Origin of the sequence: Thermostichus vulcanus str. 'Rupite' (genome assembly GCF_022848905.1) — a bacterium.
Taxonomy (GTDB): domain Bacteria; phylum Cyanobacteriota; class Cyanobacteriia; order Thermostichales; family Thermostichaceae; genus Thermostichus; species Thermostichus vulcanus_A.
In genome coordinates this window covers 1-3,682 of record NZ_JAFIRA010000092.1, presented here as the reverse complement: position 1 = coordinate 3,682, position 3,682 = coordinate 1, and the positions used below count along the sequence as shown (strand labels likewise).

General features: G+C 53.1%; 4 protein-coding genes. All 4 read left to right on the top strand.

What is annotated here, in order from left to right:
- The coding region (locus JX360_RS17125) for a ParA family protein (protein ID WP_244353426.1) at positions 1 to 768 on the top strand (768 nt) is incomplete at its 5' end.
- On the top strand, positions 765 to 1,460 hold the full coding sequence (locus tag JX360_RS17120) for a Rho termination factor N-terminal domain-containing protein (protein ID WP_244353424.1): 696 nt from the start codon (positions 765 to 767) through the stop codon (positions 1,458 to 1,460). The genes JX360_RS17125 and JX360_RS17120, both read left to right, overlap by 4 nt.
- 143 nt (positions 1,461 to 1,603) lie before the next feature.
- Positions 1,604 to 3,178 carry a phospholipid carrier-dependent glycosyltransferase gene (locus JX360_RS17115; RefSeq protein WP_244353422.1) on the top strand — a complete coding sequence of 525 codons (1,575 nt, stop codon included), beginning with the start codon at positions 1,604 to 1,606 and terminating at the stop codon, positions 3,176 to 3,178.
- 115 nt (positions 3,179 to 3,293) lie between these two features.
- Positions 3,294 to 3,682, top strand: a 389-nt coding sequence (locus JX360_RS17110) for a Gfo/Idh/MocA family protein (RefSeq protein WP_244353414.1), incomplete at its 3' end; no start/stop codon positions are given.

Genomic DNA, 3,682 nt, shown 5'->3' with positions numbered 1-3,682 from the left:
CTGACTATTCAAGGTTGGAAAGCTTTAGTTATTGACTTTGACCCCAATCAACGGGATCTTACCGAACTCGTTGGCATCTCTGCTGTTGCAGATGAAGTCTACAAAGTCCTACGTGATAGAAACAGAAGCCTAACCGAGATTATTCAACCCTTCTTTTATCCTCCAGAGACTAAACGACAGAGGTTTGACGTTATTCCTGCTGATCCAGCAATGCGTGTTGAAGATGAAGTCAAGCTACGTCAAAGCATCAGGTTTGATGATCTTCGCAACAAACTACTAGCTGTCAAGCCCAGCTATGACTACATTCTAATTGATACACCACCCAACTGGCGTTTTTTTAATAAAGCATCTCTTTATGCTGCTGATGTTGTTCTGATTCCAGCTCAGCACAATAACATTCGCTCCCTGCAGAATGCAGCAACAGTGATTACCGACTTCATTCCTGAGATTCAAAAGGATCGTAAGGATGGAGGCCCAATTGCCCTGCCGATTTTTTTGAATAGAGGAAAGTTTACAGAGGCTCAAAGAAGAGACACAGAAAATGCAGTCAGGGAAATAATTGCAGAGTTTCAAGAAAAGAGGCAAATTGATCTGAGTCCCTACTTTCTGCGCAAGCAGGCTTCAGGAAATAGCAGTTTCCATCCTCTGGAGATCCCTGAGTATGCAGGCATCTTCAAAGCTTCGTTTTTACAGGCTCCAGCAGTCTACAAAGATAAGAAAGCCCAAGACTACTTTGAAAACCTAGTCAAGGAGTATTTTGTACCATGAGCAGCTTAAGCGAAGTAGGGAACTTACTTTTGCTTTATCTGGATCAAATCGAGCTCCCAGAGGAAAAGTACATCCACGTTCCCGACTTCTTGATTAAGACGGCAGCTAAGCTTTTGCAAGAAACTCAGCAGCGTAACTGGCTCCCGATCCTTGTCAAAGAAGTTGGGAAAGACCGATACGCAGTCATTGGCAACGCCTATGTTTATGCAGTTGCTGTGGAAGCAGGATTAGAGCGGGTTTGGTGCATTGTGGTGGAAGACAGCCCTGAAGCGGCGGAAGTCACCCAGGTTTTGGCCAGGGAAAGAGTTCCTAAAGTTAATCTTTCTACAGCCTCTAGGGATGAAATTAGGTCGGCCTTGGAATATCTGAAACAACAGTCCGGAAATCCTCTTAGCGGCGTTGATCTAGCTGTTGCTGTCAATCGGATTGATGAGGCTCCCCGTCAATACTGGCAGACGCTGGATCCAGTAGCAGACTTGAAATGCGGGATCACCAAGGGCAAAAAGCTTGATGCTCTTGAGGAGGTGTTCTATCTAACACCCCAGCCTATGCCTGACCAGACCGAGATCAGAGATCTCAAGCTCCTGAACAAATTAAAAATTAACGAGCTGAAGGCTCTGGCTAAGAAGCGTGGCCTCAAGTACACAAGCAAAATTAAGAAACTGGAATTGGTGAAACTTTTGAGCCAGTAACCGTAGGGATGAGTCTCTAGGCTAGCAATGGCTACCCGAAATGGCTGTTTTTGGGAATAGCCATCTCGCTCACTCCTTTGCCCTGGACAGAGGTTAAGGTATCTCTGGGAATCCCCCCTGGACGTGTTGAGTGTGCCTTAGCCATGACTGTGGAGCCAACCCCTACCGACCCTGCGCCGGAGCGGCCCCGCTCCTCTCTGCTGCCCATGCCTACCCTGGGATCCCCGCAAACCGCAGTCGGATCCCGTCAGTGGCTGTTGTGGGGGGCGCTAGGGATCTTCCTGATTGGGTTGGGGATGCGCCTGTGGCGGCTGAATGAATTTCCTGCTCCTGTCTTCGACGAGGTGTATTTCCCGGAGTTCGCCCAAAATTATCTGGATGGCAAGCCCTTTTTCGATGTGCATCCCCCCTTGGGCAAATACTTCATCGCCCTCAGCATTCAGGTGTTTGGCCGCAATGAATGGGGGTTTCGCTTTGCCACGGCCCTGTGTGGATCCCTGATCCCGCTGTTGCTGACGGGGTTAGCCTACCGCCTCACCTATCATGTCGGGTTGGCGCTGCTGAGCGGGGCCTTATTGCTGACGGATGGCATCTTTTTGGTGGAATCCCGCTTCGGCCTGATCAACGTCTACTTGGTGGCCTTTGGCTTGGCAGCAGCCATTTTGTTGCTGGGTGGGTTGGAGCGGCGCGGTTGGCGACGGGCTGTACACTTTACCGGCTCCGGGATCCTGTTGGGAGCGGCAGTTTCCGTGAAGTGGAATGGCCTCTGGTTTGCCTTCATGTTTGCGCTGCTGGGGCTCCTCGTTTGGGGGGTGATCTGGCTTCGTCCGCAGTGGATCCCGCGTTTGGGGCTGTTGGTGCAGATCCGGCACCTGCGCTGGTGGCACTATGCCTTTTGTTTTATCCTTGCTCCGTTGGTGTTTTATGCCCTGCAGTGGATCCCACATTTGCAGTTCAACCCGCAACAGGGGCTAACCCTTGACTGGAGCTGGGCCGGGATCCAAAACTACTTCCGCGCGCTGGTTGCCATTAACCAATCCATTTACGGTGGGCAGACGGCGGCCAACTTGGTGGTGGACGAAGAAACCCCTGTGCATCCCTATTGTTCCACCAGTTTGCGATCCTTGGTGGCGTGGTTCCCAGCGTTGCGGCCGTGGCTGGCGACTCGGTTGGGTTCTGCGGGGGCTTGGTCGTGGCCGATTATGGGCCGTTCCGTAGGCTACTACTTCAGCAGCGAAGACAACCTCTGGCGAGCCGTACACGGCTTGGGCAACCCCTGGCTGTGGTGGCTGGGCACAGGCTCAATTTTGGTGTTGGTTGGGCGCGGGATCCGGCGGTTCAATGGCATCGAAGCCTTCATTTTAATCGGGTATGCCGCCAACTACCTGCCCTGGTTCATGGTGAGTCGCTGCGTGTTTATCTACCACTACATGAGTGCTCTGGCCTTTAGCACCTTGGCGCTGGCTTGGTTGGTGATATTGGGTTGGCAAAGCTATCAACGCTTCTGGCGCGGGGTGAGCCTCACGGCGGTGGCGCTGGTTTTGGCGACCTTGATCTTCTTTTTCCCGATTTGGTTTGGTCTGCCCCTCAGCCCGAACGGGTTTTATGCCCGCATGTGGTTTCGCTCTACACCTGTGCCGCTGTTTTGTTTCAGCCCCGAATCCTGTGAACGAACGCCGCTGCGTTTGCCGCCGATCCCTGGCTTGAACTGGATTTGAGAAATAAGCGTGGTAAGCTTTGTGAAGTTTGTTTCGTGAAAAGGCTACGCTCCGTTAACAGCCAACGGACTGTAGGTCTGACGAAACCCTTTTTGGTGGAGGTAGTGGAAACGTCATGGCCCGATCCTGCCCGAGTCCTGCCAACTCTCCCCAAAGCCCGCTGGCTTATACCGGACAAGCCGTTCCCGTCGGTGTCATCGGGGTAGGCAACATGGGTCAGCATCATACCCGCGTCTTCAGCCGCATGAAGGATGTGCAGGTGGTGGGGGTGGCGGATGTGAATGTGGAACGGGGCCTGGATGTGGCCAGCCGCCACCGCGTTCATTTCTACGAAGATTACCGAGAACTGCTCCCCCATGTGGCCGCTGTCGCCATTGCCGTACCGACGGTGTTGCACCACGAGGTGGGCTTAGCCTGCCTGGAGGCGGGGGTGCATGTCTTGATCGAGAAGCCGATTGCCGCCAACATCAGCGAAGCGGAATCCCTGGTGAACCGGGCCGCCGA